Origin of the sequence: Mycobacterium liflandii (genome assembly GCF_022354805.1) — a bacterium.
GTDB classification, from domain to species: Bacteria; Actinomycetota; Actinomycetes; order Mycobacteriales; family Mycobacteriaceae; genus Mycobacterium; species Mycobacterium marinum.
In genome coordinates this window covers 4,046,624-4,065,031 of the sequence record NZ_CP023138.1, presented here as the reverse complement: position 1 = coordinate 4,065,031, position 18,408 = coordinate 4,046,624, and the positions used below count along the sequence as shown (strand labels likewise).

Sequence of the window (18,408 nt, the reverse complement as noted above, 5' to 3'; positions counted from 1 at the left end):
CTGAACACGTAACGCGTTGAGTGTCATGCGATTCGATTGACATATCGGTCTGGGATTCTTAGCGTCGGGAAATGCGAACCAGAGTGGCCGAAATGCTCGGCGTCGAGTTTCCCATCTGCGCTTTTAGCCACTGCCGAGACGTGGTCGCCGCGGTGACCAACGCGGGCGGTTTCGGGATTCTGGGTGCCACCGCTCACAGCCCGAAACGGCTGGAGAGCGAGCTGACCTGGATCGAGGAGCAAACGCGCGGAAAGCCCTACGGAGTTGACCTGTTGTTGCCGCCCAAATACGTCGGGGCGGAGCAGGGAGGAATCGACCCGGTGCAGGCTCGCGAGTTGGTGCCCAAAGCGCATCGGGCGTTCGTCGAGGAACTGCTGGCCCGCTACGGCATCGCACCGTCCCCGGAAGCCGGAGCGGAGCGGATTTCGCGATCCGGGGGAGGGCTCAACATCTCGCCGAAAGGCTACGAGCCGCTGTTGGACGTGGCCTTCAGCCACGACATCCGCCTGATTGCCAGTGCGCTGGGGCCGCCGCCGAGCGATCTCGTCGAGCGGGCTCACAAGAAGGAAGTGCTGGTAGCGGCCCTGGCCGGGACCACCCAACACGCGCGACGACACGCGGCGGCCGGTGTCGACCTGATCGTCGCGCAGGGCACCGAGGCCGGCGGTCATACCGGCGAGGTGGCCACGATGGTGCTGGTTCCCGAGGTGGTGGATGCGGTTGCGCCGACACCCGTACTGGCCGCCGGCGGCATCGCCCGCGGCCGCCAGATCGCCGCCGCACTGGCCCTTGGAGCCGAAGGCGTGTGGTGCGGGTCGGTTTGGTTGACCACCGAGGAAGCCGAGACGGTCCCGGCGGTCAAGGACAAGTTCTTGGCGGCGACCTCCTCGGATACCGTGCGTTCGCGGTCGATGACGGGCAAACCGGCACGGATGCTGCGCACCGCCTGGACCGACGAATGGGCCCGCCCCGATACCCCCGAACCCCTTGGTATGCCGCTGCAGACCACGCTGATCACCGATTCGCAGATCCGAATCAACCAGGCTGCCGTCCAACCCGGAGCCAAGGCACGGGAACTGGCCACCTATTTCGTGGGTCAGGTTGTCGGTTCGCTTGACCGTGTGCGGCCGACTCGGTCGGTGGTGCTGGAGATGGTCGAGGAGTTCATCGACACCATCGGGCGGCTGGAGCGACTCGCCGATTGATCGTCGACACCTGATTCAAAGCCATCTCAAATACATCGACTTCGGTATCAAAAGCCCAGGTCAGAAGCGTCTAACCTGGCGAAAAGCTGTCAGCGTGCCGGGGGAAAGCGTAAAGAATCGGACACGGGCACCGGTTCACGTTGACCCGCGCAGCCCGGTCATGCATGATCGGTCAGGCAAGCACCTCGTTAGGTGAGGCGGCTACACGAACATAGGCCACTGACCCCGAACGTCGAAAGACGCCCCGGGTCAGGACAGCTCCTCCCGGCTTAAGGGTTGAGCCCAGGTGGCTTCCGGTTTACCGGACACGTCGTGTGGTGCCAAAGCTTTGACGAGTGGGGTGTGGATTCTCCGACGTTCGTCGGGCATCTGTACTCCTTTGCGCATGGAAATCGTGCGGTTATCCGCACGCGTCGTGGTTGTGAGGAGGTGAGGGACGCATGAGTTCCAGTGGCAGTCCGGGTCGATATCCGGGCTATGTTTCGTCCCGATCCGGCCCCAAGCGCGACGTCCTCAGCTGAATCTGCCCACGCAGATGGTCTGCGGACCAAACGCTCTTGGATCGGAATCGCTACGGGACGGGACATATCAGTCCAATTCATTCTCGTTTCGAACCTGTCCGGGAGGGCATCATGACCGTAGCTGTTTTCGACGAAGTGGTAACCGTATCGCCCGCGCCGCGGCTGACGGTAGTACGCGATGGAACGCCACCTCCGGCTCCGGCTGCCAAGAAGAAGTCGGCCAACCGCAGCGACTTCGTCGGGGGCGACCCGCTGGTCGCCGGCGCGGCTCGGTTGCTGAGCGTTCCGGTGCGCCACGTCTACGCCGCACTCTGGCGCGTTGGATTGCTCGAAGTCCAGGCGTGAGCCATGGATTGCGAGCATCGCAGCCTTACGAGCGAGTCCGTAGCTGACGCACGGTTCCAAGGGGTTGCCACGCCACAGACGTAGGCGTCTGTGTTCTGTGGCTTGGCAACCCCTTGGAACTATTGGCGCGCAACAACCGCGTCCGCGCGCCGGGTTGATGCAGTCGGCGTTGGGCGGCGGCCCCGCCCTTGGCGTCGACTGCGGCGCTGGTTCCGGAATGGACTTGGGCGCCGACCCGGTCAGTGTACGGTCAACTCATGTCCGTACTGATTATTGTCCCGGTGTTCGGGCAGCATGAGTACACGCATGCATTGGTCGGTGACTTGGAGCGCGAGAGCGCGGAGTATCTGATCGTCGACAACCGGGGCGACTACCCCAAGATCGGCAATGAACGCGTTGTCACGCCGCGTGAAAACCTGGGCTGGGCGGGGGGGAGTGATCTCGGATTCCGAATTGCGTTCTCGGAAGGGCACTCCTACGCGATGACACTCAACAACGACACCCGGATCTCAAAGGGATTCGTCGCCGGCCTGCTCGATCCGCGCCTGCCCGCCGATACCGGAATCGTTGGGCCGATGATCGATCACGGGTTCCCGTGCGCGGAAGATGACCAGAAACCCGAGGCCGCGAACTACATTCCCCGACCGCGATATCGGGCGGTAAGTGCGGTCGAGGGAACCGCACTTGCGTTGTCTCGAGAATGCTGGCGGTCGGTCGGAGGCATGGACCTGCGCACCTTCGGCCGCTACGGGTGGGGCGTGGACCTTGATCTAGCCCTGCGTGCTCGCGATGCTGAGTTCGGTTTGTACACAACCGAGATGGCGTACATCAACCATTTCGGCCGCGGAACGGCCAACAAGCATTTCGGGAAGTTTCGGTACTTGATCGGCGCCAACTCCGCCATGGAGCGGGCAATGCGGCGTGTTCATGGCCGTAAGTGGCGCAAGCTATTTCCCCCGGGACGCTGCCGCAAGCGGCGCCGGGAAGCCCGATCACGTACACGGCCCACCAGCTCGAGCAGTGACTTCGGCCGCTTCCTCAATCTGACGACAACCTCTCGGGATAACTCTCAGGAGGTGGGCTTTGAAGCTGATGGTGACGCGATGCAGGCGTATTGCAGGTATCGGCCATCGGCGAAGTATCCGAGGGTCAGTACGGCCAGCGCTACGCCAATGGCCCCGTTCCAGGCGTTGATTCCCGCGATCCGGCGTACCCCGAAGCCTGACGTCTTGAACAACCGCACCAGGCTCCTGCGGGTAAAGAAGCGAATGTAGGTGCGGTCGAAGGTGCCAAAATCCTCCTGCGGGAAATCCTTTCGAAACAGCACCTTGCTCAGAGCCGGTAGGAAACGGATGTTAGGGACCGCCGCGACGACGACGCCCTCGGACGTGAGCTTGCACCGAAGCTGTTTCAGCGTCGCAGTCGGGTCGACCAGGCGCTCCAAGACGTCGTTACAGACGATCACGTCAAAGTGGTTGTCCGGCAGCTCCGCGATCCGCTCGGCTACGGTGCCGACGAGTACCCGGTCGATAGCCGCGCTGGCCTGTTGGGCCGCTTGTGAGTCGGACTCGATGCCCCAGACCTCTGCGCCAGTACGCTCCTTGAGCGTTGCCCCGAGCGTGCCCTGCCCGCAGTGGAGGTCAAGGATCCGTTGTGCGGTTGTTGGAACGAACCGCAATATCTCCGTCTGCGTCGGGCGGTAATACTCAGTAACACTTTTCGATTCTCTGGCGATGTGCATGGCTGCTATTCCGTCCTGTAAAGCGAAGCGCCCCCGAGCATAGCCCCGTCGCGCCGGTCGTTATCGGGGTTCCAGCAACCAGATCCTGCTAGGATCGCTTCGTGTTGGGTGAGGCCTCAACCGGGGGGAATACCGATATGGCCGGCTCTCGGGAGCTGCGTTTCTCTATCGTCATTCCCGCACACAATGAAGAGGAATACATCGCTTCCACCCTCGAACACGCCAGTAGCCTTTCATATCCCACCGAGTCCTTTGAAGTAATCGTGGTGGAGAACGGCTCCTCGGACCGCACCCTCGATGTCGCAAGACAGTTCGAGGGCCGCAACGTCCGCGTTTTCACCAGCGACACGGCCGGAGTATCGGCAGCAAAGAACTTCGGTATCGACCGGCTGTCACCGCACAGCGACTGGGTGGTCTTCTTGGATGCGGACACGATCCTGAAGCCCAATTTCCTCCTCGATCTCGATGCGCAGTTGCGGGCATCACGCAAGACGCTCTCCGTGGGTACCACGAAGGTTCTGCCGCTCGGTGGCGGCCGGCACGCGCGCGCCTGGTTCGCCTGTTATGACCTACTGCACCGGTTGGGTGGCTCATATGCCATCCAGATAGCCAAGCGTTCGCTGTTTCCGGAGCTCAGATTCGACGAGCATCTCATCATGGGGGAGGACCTGCTGCTGATCAAGCAGGCCCGCAAGCTCGGCAAGTTCTTCTATGTGCCAACGGACACGGTCTATACCTCGACCCGCCGGTTCGACACCGTCGGGTACTGGCGGCTCTATTTCCAGTGGGCCTCGTTCGAAATATTGCCGCGGCGGCTACAAAAGCGCCGTGGCTACAAAGTCATCCGATAGATCGCTTTCCTACCGGGGAGTATTGGCCGCCCGGACGCCGGCGGCACAGTCTTGGACTGTTAGTCGACCATCGGGTCCGAAAGCATCCTGAATGGAACCACGCCGTGCGGGCCGTGCTCAGATGGTGCCCATACCGTTTGTGACCAGGGCAATACCTGCCAAGCCGACAGCAACGGCGATGATCTGGCGCCGGTGGGCTCGCAACCAGTTGCGCAGCCACCGCATGGTTGCCTCGGTGCGGCCGGGGTGCACCAGGTAGCTGATCAGCGGGATCTCGATGATCGCAAGCATTACCAGCAGATAGACGAAGGTCGCGCTGAGCTGCGTGCCCATTGCGGCCCCTGAGGCCCCGATGGCCGTGAGCGCCACCAGGTATTCGACCGGCGGTGGGCCGGCCGAGCTGAGGCCAACCACGAAGGCGGCCCAGGGAAACCCACCTTCGAGAGCGCCCTGAGCGCTCGCCATCAACCGGGAGAAGCGGGTCGGGGTCTCCGCGACCATCAGCGTCGACGAGTCTCCGGCGCCGGAAGCGACCAGCGCCGGTGAGCGCACCGAGAACCCCGTCGCGACCAGGGCAGCGACCAGCAGCGCGACGACGCCCAAGCCGACTTGTAGGTGCCCGACAACCGACGTTGCCGCCAGCGACGAGACGTTGTCGACAATGGCGTTGGCGAGGTCACCCAGCAGCAGTAGAACGGCCAGCGCGACGCCGATCCCGGTCGCCATACCGCCGAACCAGAATGCGAGCAGGTTCACCATCGGACGCGGCTTGGAGACCAGGAAGATGGCAACCCCGAGACGCACCGGCTCGGTCGCCGTCATCACCGCCAGGATCAGTACCGTGGTCCACATCTTCCCCTCCTTCCCCTCGCCGACTCAGCTAACCGACACCTCATTTTCCAGAAGATCTGCTGCCCGCGTGGCGCTTTCGCCAGGTTTGCTCATCTCATTTGCAATCGTGCGGGCGCGGGCGACGTAATCGGGACCCAAAATGCAGCGGAGATCGCTGACCAATGTCTCTTTTGTGGTCGACGCCAAACGACGTCCAGAGCCAATTTTTAGCCGTTTGATCTGCGCCAACCAGATCGGTTGTTCTATCCAGATCCAAAGGATCAGGGTCGGGATGCCAGCCCGCATACCCGCTGCGGTTGTTCCGGCCCCGCCGTGGTGCACGACTGCGCGACACGCCGGAAATACCGCGGCGTGCGATACCCTGGAGACCAACTTCACGTTTTCGGGGGCCTGCAAGCCGCCCAGATCATTCGAACCGGTGCAAATCAATGCACGTTCGCCCAACTCCGCACACGCCGCGCTGATCATGGCGATTGTTGCGGCGGGCGATTCCACCGGCATGCTGCCGAAGCCGAAGTAGATCGGCGGCGTTCCGGAAGCGATCCACGACAGCACCTCGTTGTCGGATTCTGTCGGCATTTCCAGGGTCAGGGCACCGACAAACGGTCGGCGATCGCCCCATTCCGCCCACTCGGCGGCCAGCCCGGGAAAGCAAAGCTCGTCATAGGCTTGGATCTCGAGTGAGCGGCCTTTCAGAATTCGCGAAGTCGAGGATGAGGACGCCTTGGCCATACCAAGCTCGCGTCGTTGCGCTTCCTCGGGATTTTTGGTCACGCGCCAATGCACCCACCACAGCGCTGAGATGACCGAGCGGTTCAAGCGCGGCGACAAGATCGGAATGACCCGGCTGTTCACCCGCGACGGGAGGAAGTGCATCGTTGCTAGCGGAATCCCGTAATACTCCGCGGCGTTCAAGGCGATGCCCTGGTGGATCATGCCGGTCAGGACCAGGTCGGCGCCGTCTGCCAGCGTTTTCAGGGTTCCCGCCATGTCGGACCAGGCCTGGCGCAGATCCGATATGCCCTCGCGCACCAACTTGATCGAAGTTTGCGGCTTCCAGAATTCCTGGAGGTTGTCCTCGTCGTTGAGCAGCTCGTCGGTGTCGGGGCCGTAGGGCACCGCCTCCAAGCCCGCTGCCGCGGCCACGCCGGTCAGGTTGGGGGGTACTGCGACGCGTACTTCGTGGCCTCGGCGCGATAGTTCCCGCCCGAGTGCAGCGCACGGTTCGACATCGCCTCGCGTGCCGTTTATCGCCAGTGCAAATTTCATCAGCGGCCCCCAACCACTTCTTCCGTCCTTAAAACCCCAATCGACCCAGCTACCCGGCCCCAGTCATCCGAGTAACTCCGCCTTGAGCGAATAGTCGGCAAGTGTTTTCTCCACCAGTCCTCTGAGGTACTGGTTCGAGTTCTCGGCGCCGGGTTGGTAAGCCGATACGCTGATGAATACCGAGTTTTCGAGCCGCCCGGAAAACAGATATAGCTCGCCGCTTTCCCGTTCAGAGCGTTGTCTGATGGCTCCCCGGTTGAACATGCGCGCGGAGGAATACCGGGCCCCGGTTCCGTCGACCCGGGTCAGAGCCTGACTGAGCTCGCCAAGATTGGAACAACCCACCGGCAGATCCGACGTTCCCATGGCCAGCACTTCCATTTTCCGGGCCAACCATTTCGGTGTGTAGGGCACCAGTGGAAGAGGCTTGAGCAGCTCGTTAGGGGCGTCTTTCAGCGCGGACAGGCTTTGTTTCGTCTCGTTGCGGATGAACTGCAAATCGGTTCGCGCGCGATCGGGGTCGAGATCGAAGGTGATCGCCGTGACAGCATTCGCCCGAGTGTCATCGTTGGTGCGTTCGCTGACCGGCATGATTATCGTGACGGCGCCATCTGTCGCCCGCACCCGGCCCATGAGTTGGGCAAGTCGGGTAGCAAAGGACACGAACAGCGAACCACTGGACCCGCTCAGATCGAGAGCACAGGAATCCCAGGTCTCCAGATCGCAGAACGCCGTCACCGATGGAGTCACGATCGGTTCATCGGCGCCGTCCGACACGGTCGGCGGCTTGCCGGTTTGGCCTGCTGCTCCGGTATCGCGTCTGAGCACGATGAGGATCAACGCGAGCAGGGCCCGGAAGACCTCTGGCAATCCACGAAGGGCATCCCATAGATCGACGAGCAGGCCTTCCATCCGGCCGCGCGATCCCGGCGGCGGATATCCGAAGTCCCGGGTGATGCCGTTGATGGCCTCGAAGACGGCGAGGCCACCGGCGACACCGTCCACCACCGAGTGGGTGATGACCACGCTGACCGCCGTGCCGCCGTCCTGCAGCGGAAGGACCCCCAAATGCCAGCAGGGCCCATACTCGGGGTCAACTGGAATCTGTGCGCGTTCGTCCAACCACGCCGTAATTTCGCTTCGCGGCCGGGGCGTCGCGGCGACGTCGATGTCAGGCGCTTCGTGGTAGGCGACCCATCGAGGACGACCGAAAGGCAACGGAGAGCGCTCGATCCGGCGCCCCAGTAGCCCATAGCCAAGGTTCTCGTTGAACCGCCGCAACCCGTCCATGTCCGCTTCGCGGTCATAAATCCACAAAGTCTGACCGACCGTTTCGAAACCGGTAGCCCGCAGCCTCAGGAAAGCCGCCTGGTCGAGAAAGGCGATCCTGTTATCCGTCATGGCCGACGAGCTGCGGGTCCGAGACGCGTTGAGCACCCGTTGTTTTCCGCCTAGCCGGTACGCCATGACGTCAAAGGGGACACCGTCGCAGGGGGTTCGTAGGTACGCCGGCTGTAGGCGAGGTGCAGCTGACTGCCGGTGCGCGAGGGCGCCGGTATCACGTCGCGTCCTTCGGCCACCCGAACAAACGCGGACTTCAGCGCCTCGACGTAGCGGGTAACCGACTCACGGGCCACCGGGTTGTTCGGGAACAACACCGTCAGCTGGGTCTCTTTCTCGAGCCGGTTCACCCGGATGTCAATCTGACCCATCATGCCGCCATCGTGGCAGAGGCGGGCGCGCAAACCTTCCACATGGGAGTTCGCCATAGCGGACAGCGGCGGAATGCCGGCGTCCAAGTAGAACAGCAAGGGTGCTCCCCACTGCCCCTCACGCAGCCACGGCACCAGCTCCATCACGCAGTCCAAGGGCACCTCCGCCAGGTCGCGACCGGAGTCGAAGGATCCCTGGGCTGCCTTGACGATCTCTCCGAACGACGATCCCACGGTCGGAACGGTGATCGGCACGAAGCCGGTGAACCATCCGGTCGTCATGAAGTCTTCTTCGGTGCGGCGGATGTCGATTGGGACAATCGCGTAGTACTCGTCGGCTCCGGTCAATTCGTGCTGGACCACGGCCGAGATTGCGAACACGCCCCCGCAGAACCGGGCCCCCGCCGACATACAGGCGGCTTCGAAAGCCAGGGTCTGGCGCTCGTCCATTAGACGGACGCCCATCATTTCGCACTGCGCGGAGGTATCGCCAAGCGGCAGTGGGAATTTGGGAAGGGAGCCGTCGTTGTTGTCGAAGAATTCGGTCCACTTGCTCATGACCGGGGAATCCAGGGTGAGACCGGAGATGTGCTCACGCTGCCGGTTGCAGTAGTTGTCGTAGCTGCCCGGTGCGGCCAACCGCAGCGGAGCTCCGCCGCTGACGAGGGCCAGGTACATCAGGTGAATCTCGGCAAACACCACGCCGACGAACATCGCGTCACAGTGAAGGTGGTCAATGGCCACGCAGAAGGTGAAGTGGTCCGCACGCTGAATGATCGAGAAGCGCACGCACCCCCACTCCAGCGGACTCGGGGTGGCCAACAGATGCTCGCGCCATTGACTCTGGGTGGTCAGCTCACCGTGTTCGACGGCGACGAACTGAATGTCGTTGGGCCGCTCGAGGGTCCGGCGCACGAAGTGATCGCCCTCGGTGTGCTCGAACCAGCTGCGGAAGGTGTCGTGACGGCGCATGTGTGCGTTGACGACGTGCGTCATGGTGCGGATGTCGCAAATTCCGGGGATGTCCCAGGAGGAAATGAGCAACCGCGACATTTCCAGTCCGCGCTCGCGGTAGGACCGGAAGTTGCGAAGGTGATGGGCCTGCATGTAGCTGGGCGGCATCGGGCTTATCGGCGCTTTGGCGGCCTTGGCGAGCGAGCCACGCGATGGCTGCCACGACACCAACGTGCCCGGCTCAGGATGCCAGTCGCTGATTGTCCCAGCTTCGACCTTCCCTACTCTGACCATTTCTCCTCCAAGTCGCCCAGCAGGTTGCGGTGCACCGGAGAGCTGCAGGTGGTCCACAAAACCTGAAACGGTTGTGATGTTTGCAGGGGCCCCGTTGAGCCGGGCTTCAGATAGCGGCTTTGGTCGCTTGGGCTCGAGTCGGTGTTGCCACGCTGCAACATCACCCGCGACGTGTCGGTTTGGCCGGCCCCCAATACCGGCCAACCGACTGGGGTGGTGACGGCACTCGACGTGCCAGGTAATGTGTGTGTTCACATGCCCCCTCTTAGTTGGCTGCGCCTTTGCAAAGGCACGACCACTCTGCCGTCGGTATAACTACGCCGACGCTGTGAGGACCCTTCATCTGGGTATTTACTTGTTAAACGCTGGTAGAGCAGAGCCTAGTTGATAGGCGGGCGTTAGATTTCGGTTTTCGCTGCATTGGGATTGAACTGGGTGCCAAGTGCGGGGATTTATGCGTCGGGCCCAGCATCGGCGCGCCTGCGACCAGGTAGTATTGCCGCAACAGCGTTGATCCGGCTATCACCGGTTAGCTTTCGGAAGAACAGCCTAAAAGCCCAGTAGAACCGAACGGTTGGGTCCGTTACAGCCCAAATTGAGCGGCCGCACTCAGGTGCGGCAAGCGGGGTGGTACCGCGGCGCTCGCGCACTGAGCGCGTCGTCGTCCCCGTGCCGTGTGATTTCTGGCACAGGAGACCGATGACTGACAGCACTTATCCGCGCAGCAACCTGGGCGCCGACCACCGTGGCGGCTCTCCGGACTTTCCGGAACTGGAAACCCAGGTGCTTGATTACTGGGCACGTGACGAAACTTTCCGGGCCAGTATCGAGCGCCGCGACGGCGCGCCCGAGTATGTCGTCTACGACGGGCCCCCATTTGCTAACGGCCTGCCCCATTACGGTCACCTGCTCACCGGTTACGTCAAGGACATCGTTCCGAGGTACCGAACCATGCGTGGATTCAAAGTGGAGCGCCGTTTCGGCTGGGACACCCACGGGCTGCCGGCCGAACTCGAGGTCGAGCGTCAGCTGGGAATTACCGACAAATCCCAGATCGACGCGATGGGGATTGCCGCGTTCAACGATGCCTGCCGCGCGTCGGTTTTGCGCTATACCGACGAATGGCAGCAGTACGTTACTCGCCAGGCTCGGTGGGTCGACTTCGACAACGACTACAAAACGCTCGATCTCGGCTACATGGAGTCGGTGATCTGGGCGTTCCGGCAACTTTGGGACAAGGGGCTGGCCTACGAGGGCTACCGGGTGTTGCCCTACTGCTGGCGTGACGAAACCCCGTTGTCCAATCACGAGCTCCGGATGGATGACGACGTCTACCAAAGCCGCCAGGATCCGGCGCTTACGGTTGGATTCAAGGTGGTTGACGGCGAACCGCAGGGGGAGCTGGCCGGGGCCTACCTGCTGGTGTGGACGACCACGCCGTGGACTCTGCCGTCGAACCTCGCCGTGGCCGTGCACCCGGATGTGACGTATCTGCAGGTAAGCGTGGGGGATCGCCGCCTTGTGCTGGCCGAGGCGCGTCTAGCGGCCTACACGCGCGAACTCGGCGAAGAGCCGGAGGTGATTGGCAGCTATCGTGGCGCCGACCTCTTGGGCATACGCTATCTGCCGCCGTTTGCGTATTTCATGGATTCGCCAAACGCGTTTGCGGTGTTGGCGGGCGAATTCGTGACCACCGAAGACGGTACGGGCATCGTGCACATGGCACCCGCCTATGGTGAGGACGACATGGCGGTTACCAGCCCGGTCGGCATCGAGCCGGTGACACCTGTGGATGCCAAGGGCCGCTTCGACTCCTCAGTGCCCGACTACCAAGGGCAACACGTTTTTGATGCCAACGCCCAGATCATCCGTGACCTGAAGAATCAGAGCGGTCCGGCGGCGGCCAACGGTGCGGTGCTGATCCGCCATGAGACCTACGAGCACCCGTATCCGCATTGCTGGCGGTGTCGCAACCCGCTGATCTATCGCGCCGTGTCCTCGTGGTTCGTCACAGTGACTAAATTCCGGGAGCGGATGGTTGAACTCAACCAGCAGATCACCTGGTACCCCGAGCACGTCAAAGACGGTCAGTTCGGTAAGTGGTTGCAGGGTGCCCGGGACTGGTCCATTTCACGAAACCGGTATTGGGGCACTCCGATCCCGGTCTGGAAGTCCGATGATCCCGCGTATCCAAGGATCGATGTATACGGCAGCTTGGATGAGTTGGAGCGCGACTTCGGCGTCCGGCCCACCAACTTGCACCGGCCCTACATCGACGAACTCACCCGTCCCAATCCCGACGATCCCACCGGGCAGAGCACGATGCGACGCATTCCTGACGTGCTCGACGTGTGGTTCGACTCGGGATCGATGCCGTACGCACAGGTGCACTACCCGTTCGAGAATGGGGACTGGTTCTTGGGCGGGGCGGCCGGCGACGCCGGCGCCCACTACCCGGGCGATTTCATCGTCGAGTACATCGGACAGACGCGCGGCTGGTTCTACACCCTGCACGTGCTGGCCACCGCGTTGTTTGATCGACCGGCGTTCAAAACCTGTGTAGCGCATGGCATTGTGCTGGGTTCTGACGGCCAAAAGATGAGCAAGTCGTTGCGCAACTACCCGCACGTCGCCGAAGTGTTCCACCGGGATGGTTCCGACGCCATGCGGTGGTTCCTGATGGCATCGCCGATTCTGCGCGGCGGCAATCTGATCGTCACCGAACAGGGCATCCGCGAGGGCGTACGGCAAGTGCTGCTGCCATTCTGGAATGCCTATAGCTTCTTGGCTCTGTACGCACCGAAAGTCGGTACCTGGCGCACCGATTCGGATCATGTGCTGGATCGCTACATCCTGGCCAAGCTCGCGGTGCTGCGCGATGACCTCACCCAGGCCATGGAGGTCTGCGATATTTCGGGGGCTTGTGAACAGCTGCGCCAGTTCACCGAGGCTTTGACGAATTGGTATGTCCGAAGGTCGCGTTCGCGGTTCTGGCAGGAAGATGTCGATGCCATCGACACACTGCACACCGTGCTGGAGATCACCGCGAGGTTGGCGGCACCACTGCTGCCGCTGGTCACCGAGGTGATCTGGCGTGGGCTAACCGGCGAGCGCTCAGTGCATTTGACGGACTGGCCGCAGGCTGGCGAGGTCCCCGCGGACGCAGAACTGGTGGCCGCGATGGACCAGGTCCGTGAAGTGTGCTCGGCCGCGTCTTCGCTGCGCAAGGCCAAGAAGCTGCGGGTACGTTTGCCGCTGCTGAAATTGACCGTGGCAGTCGAGAATCCACAAGCGCTAAAGCCGTTCACCGACCTGATCGCCGACGAACTCAACGTCAAGCAGATCGAGTTGACAGATGCGATCGGCACCTACGGCCGGTTCGAACTGACCGTCAACGCTCGGGTTGCCGGTCCCCGGCTGGGCAAGGACGTGCAAGCTGCCATCAAGGCGGTCAAAGCCGGCGAAGGGGTTGTCAACTCCGACGGCACCCTGACGGCGGGTCCGGCGGTGTTGCAGCCCGAGGAGTACAGCTCCCGGCTGGTGGCCGCCGACCCGGAATTCACGGCGGCCTTGCCGGGCGGTGCGGGCCTAGTGGTGCTGGACGGAACCGTCACACCCGAACTCGAGGCCGAGGGCTGGGCCAAGGACCGCATCCGGGAATTGCAGGAGCTGCGCAAGTCCACCGGGCTCGACGTTTCCGACCGCATCCAGGTGCTGATCTCGGTACCGGGGGAGCGCGCCGAGTGGGCGCGCACTCACCGCGATCTGATTGCCGGCGAAATCCTGGCCACCACTTTCGAATTCGGTGAACCCGACGATGGCGTCGAGATCGGAGACGGGGTGCGGGTGGCAATCGCGAAATCTGGCGGAGCAGGGGTGTCCGGGCGCGAGCAGGCCTAAGACGTCAGCCGGCGCTGGTTGGGCCGCGCCCTGTGATCGCTACCCGATCCATCAGGGCGCGGGCGGACCGGATCGTCGAGCGGACCTCCTGCAGCAGTTTGGCCGGATGCTGTTGGTCCAGGTTGCTGAGCCGGTTGTAGCGGTCGATGCCGAACCCCGCTGACTCCAGGTGAATCCGCAACGGTAGAGCCAGCGTGCGGAGCCCCTCGAAGTGCAGGTAGGGCACCACCGGCTGGCCGGTCACCAGCAGGCAGGTCGACTGGTGCATGCGCGCCGTCTGGGCGGCGAAGGTGTAGGTATCGGCGGAGTTGGCTCGACGGTTGTCCGGGTCGGGCGACGGGGTTTCCAACAACATGACCGGCACGCCGAGGCCGTTGCCCTCCGGTGGAAAACTCCACACCGCCCGGTCGCGTTGCGGGTTATCCACCCGTTGTCGTATGTGCGCGGTCACCTCACCGGTGTCCAGCCCCAGTACGTCCTTTGCTGCTGCCACCAGGAGCTCGAACTCCGTGCGTGCCCCCGGCGCGCAGACGGCTACCGCATCCAGTTCGGATTCCAGTAGCTGGCGTGATGCTGCCGCCAGCACCACCTGGCCGATGCGCCGGCCGGTAGCCATCTCTCGTGCGTAGCCCACCCGCAGCTGGTTGGTATAGCGTCCACCGCCGATCACCAAGAGGTGATCGAAGTCCGCGCCCTCGGGCGTGGTGGCTGTGACCAGACCCAGTTCGCTGGCCAACGCCGTGATCTGTTCCAGTTGGGTGGCGGGCAGGTCCAGGCGCGGGATCAGCCATCTGACCGCGCCGGCCGCGTCCTGACTGTGTAACCGGCCGGTGGCGGAGGCCCGGGCCCGCCCCGGTAGTCCCACACCTTGCTGAATTCGTCGAGCACCGCAAGTCGAGTCGGGAGGTCGCCGGCGGGTGGGGAGCCGCCGAACATTTCGACCAATTCCGTCAGAGCGGGCTGAGTGCTCCAGGCCTGGACCTGCTGACAGATTCCTGCCACGAAGTCATCACCGGACCGGCCGAAGGTAGTTGACTCGCTATCGGACGGACACACCGTGGTTCCTTACCGTTTCTCAATACCCTTATTTGACATATCTTTTCGATATAAGTCAGGCTTTGGGTTTCTGTGCACGCCAGCGTTGCCTGCCGGCCTGAACCTCAACTTCGACATCGTGAAATCCCGCTGCGCGCAGGCGATCCGGGAGGTCCGTCGGTGGAATAGGATTGCAGGTGTCGCGAAAGTGCAAGATGCTGAACAGTAATGAAGGAATCCCGTCGCTCCCGGCGAAGACACCACCGGGGCGCAGCACACGATAGGCCTCGGCGAACAGTTCATCCTGCAGTTCAGTGGTAGGGACGTGATGCAGCATGGTGAAAGACACCACCGAGCTGAACTCTTCGGCGGGCAGCCCGGTGTCGGTGCCGTCGCCGTTGATGATGCGTGCCTGCTCCCCATAGCGCTCTTGTAGACGCCGCGCCATGGCTGGGTCGATTTCGACCGCTGTGAGCTTTGGCGTCTTGTCCACCAGCACCCGAAGAAAGGCTCCGTAGCCCGGCCCGATCTCGAGGGCGTTGTCACCGAGGTCCACATCGGCGAGAACCCAGGGCAATACCTGGCCCTTGACCTCATTTGCCCAGCGGTCAGAGTCGCAGCACAACCTATGCACAAGGTTCATTGCCATACTGACCGACGTTAGTCGAGATCGCCTCCGGCGGGCCCCGACTAGTCCCGAATAGTATTGCCGGTTGTGGAGTCCCGTTGGGTGCTGCACCTGGACATGGACGCGTTCTTCGCCTCGGTTGAGCAGCTCACCCGACCAACCTTGATGGGCCGGCCGGTGCTGGTGGGTGGTATGGGTGGGCGCGGTGTGGTCGCCGGCGCCAGCTATGAGGCGCGCGTTTTCGGGGCCCGTTCGGCCATGCCGATGCACCAGGCTCGGCGGTTGATCGGTGTGACCGCAGTGGTGTTGCCGCCGCGCGGCGCCGTGTACGGGGTGGCCAGTCGCCGGGTGTTCGACACCGTGCGAGGCCTGGTTCCCGTCGTCGAGCAGCTGTCGTTCGACGAGGCCTTCGGGGAACCACCACAACTCGGTGGGGCCGCTACGGCGGAGGTGGAACAGTTCTGCGAAGACCTGCGGCGACGGGTGCGCGACGAAACCGGCCTGATCGCCTCGGTGGGTGCCGGCTCGGGTAAGCAAATTGCCAAGATCGCCTCTGGACTGGCCAAGCCCGACGGCATCCGGGTCGTCGCCCGTAAGGAAGAACAGCTGCTGCTGGGCGGCTTGCCGGTGCGCCGGTTGTGGGGCATCGGTCCAGTTGCCGAGGAGAAGCTGCATCGCCTCGGGATCGAGACGGTCGGACAGTTGGCGGCGCTGGCCGACGCTGAAGTGGCCAACATCCTTGGCGCGACCGTCGGGCCCGCGCTGCACCGGCTGGCGCGCGGCATCGACGACCGGCCGGTTGCCGAGCGCGCGGAAGCCAAGCAGATCAGCGCGGAGTCGACCTTTGCCATCGATCTGACCACCCTCGATCAGCTCCGCGACGCGCTTGATCCGATTGCCGAGCACGCTCATCAGCGGTTGCTGCGCGACGGTCGCGGGTCTCGCACCGTCACGGTGAAGCTGAAGAAGGCCGACATGAGCACGTTGACTCGCTCGGCGACCTTGCCCTATGCGACAACCGATGTGGGAGCACTGTTGGCGCTGGCCCGCCGGCTGCTGCTGGATCCGGTCCAGATCGGGCCCATTCGCCTGCTGGGCGTGGGTTTCTCGGGGCTGAGCGAGGTACGCCAGGAATCGCTGTTCCCGGATCTGGACCTGGCGGCGGAGACGTCAGAAGAAGCCCATCAGGACTTTCACCCCTCGCATGGTGCGTTGTCGAGCACCCCAGCCGGTGCCGTGTGGCGAATCGGCGACGACGTCACCCACCGGGAGCTTGGTCACGGCTGGGTACAAGGAGCGGGTCACGGAGTGGTCACCGTGAGGTTCGAGACTTGTGGTTCAGGCCCCGGGCCAGCGCGGACCTTTCCCATCGAGACCAGCGACATCACCGCCGCCAACCCGGTGGACAGCCTGGATTGGCCGGATTTTGTCGGCCAGTTGCGGGTCGAGAATGCCGCTGACACCTCAACCCCAGCGGTCGATGACCTCGACGATGGGTAGCTCGGCTGTCAGCGCTGCCATCAGCAGCACCCGCGCCTGCGACGGCGGCAGCCGTGGCACCATCACCGCGCCCGCGGCCACCAGATCATGGCCAGGGCCGTAGCCGGCGCCGACCCGAGCGCCGGCAACACGGGTGGAGACCGCTATCACCACCCCGTTGCCGCAATGCCGCCGCACCCCGTCGATCACGGCCGCGCCGGCATTGCCCGACCCCAGGGCCTCCAGCACGATGGCGCGCGCGCCGGCGGCCACACATGCGTCCAGTGCTACAGCGTCGCTTCCGGGGTAGACCGCGACGATATCGACCCGGGGTGCATCGGCGGCCAGAACGTCGCCGAGATATGGCCGCGATTTCGCGCGCCGCAGCGTCACCTCGTCGGTGACGGTGCCCAGAAGTTCGCCGGCGAATCCGCTCAGGTCATCGGTTGCCGCCTTGCGAAGTCCTAGCGGCTCGAGCACCCGACCTGCAAAACACACCAATACCCCACAGTCGCGTACCGCGGGATCGCCGGCCACGATAAGCGCGTCACGCAGGTTGGCTGGACCATCGGCATCGGCGGCATCGGAGCTGCGCATGGCCCCGGTCAACACCACCGGGGTGCTGCCGGAATAGGTGAGGTCCAACCACAGCGCGGTCTCTTCAAGCGTGTCTGTGCCGTGGGTGATAACCACCCCATCGGGCCCATTGGGGCGGTCGGCGCCGCGCCCGGTGATGGCGTGCAGGGCGGCGCGGATGCGATCCCAGTCCGCCGGCACCAGCTGCGAGCTGTCCAGCGCCATCAAGTCGACGATTTCGACATCCAGATCCCCGCTCACGGCAGCGGTGAGCTGCGCACCGTTACGAGACGGTCGGCGCACTCCGTCGGTGCCCGTGCTGGTCGAGATCGTTCCTCCGGTGGTGATAACGGTGAGGCGGGCCATGGTGGGATCATCTCGCACCCATGTCATCGGCATCCGCATGTGGGTACCGGTACAAAGCTGAGGGATGATGGGGGAGTGTCTGACGAACCAACCGGATCAGCCGATCCACTGACGACAGCGGGAGAGACCGGGGTGACTGAGGAACCCAAGGTTTCCGCGCCGGAGCCGCCGCCACGGCGGCTGCGGCTATTGCTGTCGGTCGCGGCGGTGGTGCTGGCGCTGGACGTTGTGACGAAGGTGCTGGCCGTCAAGCTGCTGCCTCCCGGCCAACCGGTATCGATCATCGGTGACACGGTGACCTGGACATTGGTGCGCAATTCGGGTGCCGCTTTCTCGATGGCGACCGGCTACACCTGGGTTTTGACCTTGATCGCGACGGGCGTGGTGGTCGGAATCTTCTGGATGGGCCGGCGGCTGGTGTCGCCCTGGTGGGCCGTGGGGCTCGGGATGATCCTGGGCGGCGCAATGGGCAACCTGGTCGACCGCTTCTTCCGGGCACCCGGGCCGCTGCGCGGGCACGTCGTCGATTTCTTTTCGGTCGGTTGGTGGCCGGTGTTCAACGTCGCTGATCCGTCGGTGGTCGGTGGCGCCATCCTGCTGGTAATCCTGTCGATCTTCGGCTTCGACTTCGACACCGTGGGCCGGCGAAAGGCCGATGAGCGTTGACGGGCGATCGCTCG

General features: G+C 63.5%; 13 protein-coding genes, 2 pseudogenes and 1 riboswitch. Of the genes and pseudogenes, 7 read left to right on the top strand and 8 right to left on the bottom strand.

The window, feature by feature from the left end; translation table 11 throughout:
• Positions 1–71 precede the first annotated feature (71 nt).
• The 3 genes and pseudogenes from CKW46_RS18095 to CKW46_RS18085 all read left to right on the top strand — a co-directional run.
• Positions 72–1,205, top strand: a complete 1,134-nt coding sequence (locus tag CKW46_RS18095) for a nitronate monooxygenase (RefSeq protein ID WP_482052224.1) — start codon at positions 72–74, stop codon at positions 1,203–1,205.
• A gap of 177 nt (positions 1,206–1,382) precedes the next feature.
• Positions 1,383–1,552: riboswitch (M-box (ykoK) riboswitch) on the top strand.
• 285 nt (positions 1,553–1,837) lie between these two features.
• Complete coding sequence (locus tag CKW46_RS18090) at positions 1,838–2,071, top strand: Rv1535 family protein (RefSeq protein WP_011739657.1); 234 nt, start codon at positions 1,838–1,840, stop codon at positions 2,069–2,071.
• 242 nt (positions 2,072–2,313) lie between these two features.
• A pseudogene (locus CKW46_RS18085) lies at positions 2,314–3,039 on the top strand (glycosyltransferase family protein); the annotation flags it as partial.
• A gap of 101 nt (positions 3,040–3,140) precedes the next feature.
• On the opposite strand, the gene CKW46_RS18080 reads toward CKW46_RS18085, so the two are convergent.
• A complete protein-coding gene (locus tag CKW46_RS18080; protein WP_015356040.1) occupies positions 3,141–3,812 on the bottom strand; it encodes a class I SAM-dependent methyltransferase in 672 nt (223 codons plus the stop codon).
• 101 nt (positions 3,813–3,913) lie between these two features.
• Between CKW46_RS18080 and CKW46_RS18075 the strand changes: the two genes are divergently transcribed.
• On the top strand, positions 3,914–4,663 hold the full coding sequence (locus tag CKW46_RS18075; RefSeq protein WP_012394100.1) for a glycosyltransferase family 2 protein: 750 nt from the start codon (positions 3,914–3,916) through the stop codon (positions 4,661–4,663).
• Positions 4,664–4,780: 117 nt separating this feature from the next.
• Here the strand turns inward: CKW46_RS18075 and CKW46_RS18070 are convergent, their stop codons facing one another.
• The 4 genes from CKW46_RS18070 to CKW46_RS18055 all read right to left on the bottom strand — a co-directional run bounded on the left by CKW46_RS18070 (position 4,781) and on the right by CKW46_RS18055 (position 9,744).
• A complete protein-coding gene (locus CKW46_RS18070) occupies positions 4,781–5,515 on the bottom strand; it encodes a GAP family protein (protein ID WP_117436766.1) in 735 nt (244 codons plus the stop codon).
• A gap of 24 nt (positions 5,516–5,539) precedes the next feature.
• Positions 5,540–6,784 carry a glycosyltransferase gene (locus CKW46_RS18065; RefSeq protein WP_117436767.1) on the bottom strand — a complete coding sequence of 415 codons (1,245 nt, stop codon included), beginning with the start codon at positions 6,782–6,784 and terminating at the stop codon, positions 5,540–5,542.
• A gap of 63 nt (positions 6,785–6,847) precedes the next feature.
• Positions 6,848–7,810 carry a hypothetical protein gene (locus tag CKW46_RS18060; RefSeq protein WP_499018064.1) on the bottom strand — a complete coding sequence of 321 codons (963 nt, stop codon included), beginning with the start codon at positions 7,808–7,810 and terminating at the stop codon, positions 6,848–6,850.
• Positions 7,811–8,235: 425 nt separating this feature from the next.
• Positions 8,236–9,744: a condensation domain-containing protein gene (locus CKW46_RS18055; protein ID WP_482052221.1), complete on the bottom strand. Its 1,509-nt coding sequence runs from the start codon at positions 9,742–9,744 to the stop codon at positions 8,236–8,238.
• Positions 9,745–10,443: 699 nt separating this feature from the next.
• On the opposite strand from CKW46_RS18055, the gene ileS reads away from it, so the two are divergent.
• Entirely contained in the window at positions 10,444–13,644 is a 3,201-nt protein-coding gene (gene ileS, locus CKW46_RS18050; protein ID WP_482052220.1) for an isoleucine--tRNA ligase, read from the top strand.
• A gap of 4 nt (positions 13,645–13,648) precedes the next feature.
• Here ileS and CKW46_RS18045 read toward each other — a convergent pair.
• Positions 13,649–14,700 (bottom strand): annotated as a pseudogene (locus CKW46_RS18045) (hypothetical protein).
• Between the two features lie 55 nt (positions 14,701–14,755).
• Positions 14,756–15,328: a class I SAM-dependent methyltransferase gene (locus CKW46_RS18040; RefSeq protein WP_164497857.1), complete on the bottom strand. Its 573-nt coding sequence runs from the start codon at positions 15,326–15,328 to the stop codon at positions 14,756–14,758.
• A gap of 66 nt (positions 15,329–15,394) precedes the next feature.
• Between CKW46_RS18040 and CKW46_RS18035 the strand changes: the two genes are divergently transcribed.
• Positions 15,395–16,807, top strand: coding sequence for a DNA polymerase IV (locus tag CKW46_RS18035; protein WP_482053438.1), 1,413 nt, complete (start codon positions 15,395–15,397; stop codon positions 16,805–16,807).
• Here CKW46_RS18035 and CKW46_RS18030 read toward each other — a convergent pair.
• The gene (locus tag CKW46_RS18030; RefSeq protein ID WP_012394109.1) at positions 16,772–17,728 is read right to left on the bottom strand and encodes an asparaginase; all 957 of its coding nucleotides are present in this window, start codon (positions 17,726–17,728) and stop codon (positions 16,772–16,774) included. The genes CKW46_RS18035 and CKW46_RS18030 overlap by 36 nt on opposite strands.
• 75 nt (positions 17,729–17,803) lie before the next feature.
• Between CKW46_RS18030 and lspA the strand changes: the two genes are divergently transcribed.
• Positions 17,804–18,394, top strand: a complete 591-nt coding sequence (gene lspA, locus CKW46_RS18025) for a signal peptidase II (protein ID WP_012394110.1) — start codon at positions 17,804–17,806, stop codon at positions 18,392–18,394.
• Positions 18,395–18,408 lie beyond the last annotated feature (14 nt).

Excerpts from the sequence above, each read along its gene's own strand:
- CKW46_RS18055 (WP_482052221.1), bottom strand. The coding sequence starts at position 9,744 with ATGGTCAGAGTAGGGAAGGTCGAAGCTGGGACAATCAGCGACTGGCAT.
- CKW46_RS18095 (WP_482052224.1), top strand. The coding sequence starts at position 72 with ATGCGAACCAGAGTGGCCGAAATGCTCGGCGTCGAGTTTCCCATCTGC.
- ileS (WP_482052220.1), top strand. The coding sequence starts at position 10,444 with ATGACTGACAGCACTTATCCGCGCAGCAACCTGGGCGCCGACCACCGT.
- CKW46_RS18040 (WP_164497857.1), bottom strand. The coding sequence starts at position 15,328 with ATGGCAATGAACCTTGTGCATAGGTTGTGCTGCGACTCTGACCGCTGG.
- CKW46_RS18030 (WP_012394109.1), bottom strand. The coding sequence starts at position 17,728 with ATGGCCCGCCTCACCGTTATCACCACCGGAGGAACGATCTCGACCAGC.
- CKW46_RS18090 (WP_011739657.1), top strand. The coding sequence starts at position 1,838 with ATGACCGTAGCTGTTTTCGACGAAGTGGTAACCGTATCGCCCGCGCCG.
- CKW46_RS18080 (WP_015356040.1), bottom strand. The coding sequence starts at position 3,812 with ATGCACATCGCCAGAGAATCGAAAAGTGTTACTGAGTATTACCGCCCG.
- CKW46_RS18065 (WP_117436767.1), bottom strand. The coding sequence starts at position 6,784 with ATGAAATTTGCACTGGCGATAAACGGCACGCGAGGCGATGTCGAACCG.
- CKW46_RS18070 (WP_117436766.1), bottom strand. The coding sequence starts at position 5,515 with ATGTGGACCACGGTACTGATCCTGGCGGTGATGACGGCGACCGAGCCG.